Source organism: Dellaglioa sp. CoH-56-MRSF-11, assembly GCF_056782135.1.
In genome coordinates this window covers 1-418 of record NZ_JBXAYE010000036.1, presented here as the reverse complement: position 1 = coordinate 418, position 418 = coordinate 1, and the positions used below count along the sequence as shown (strand labels likewise).

General features: G+C 56.0%; 1 protein-coding gene. It reads right to left on the bottom strand.

Going from position 1 to position 418, the window contains the following annotated elements; genetic code table 11:
* A partial coding sequence (locus tag AC1RPT_RS07705) for a hypothetical protein (RefSeq protein WP_481762971.1) occupies positions 1-330 on the bottom strand: 330 nt, incomplete at its 3' end.
* Positions 331-418 lie beyond the last annotated feature (88 nt).

Sequence of the window (418 nt, the reverse complement as noted above, 5' to 3'; positions counted from 1 at the left end):
AACGGGAACGCGGGTCAGTGATGAAACTGCCGTTGTCAAATCCCGGTATATTGCGACGATGGTCTCGCGCAGACCTTCATCATCCTGCGCGAGAGCTGCGTCCAGTGCAAAGCAGGTAGCTTCTAGAACTGCCTGCTGATGAACGGCCCGATCATGGGCACGCGCCTCCAGTTGCTTCTGAACAACTTCGAACAACGCGATCTTGGCCGCGTCATCGAGGTTGCTATCGATAAGGCGACTGGTCAGAAGCTCTGCCTGTTGTGTGCGTAGCGCATAATCCGCGACGAGTGCCTTTAGAGCCGCCACGCTCACCTCAAGGGGGTGTCCCATTTAGTCCTCCATAACAACGACGAACTCGTTCAGCATTTGAATCTGCTCTTTAGTCAGCCTCTCCGGTATCCCGAGTGCGGCACGCACG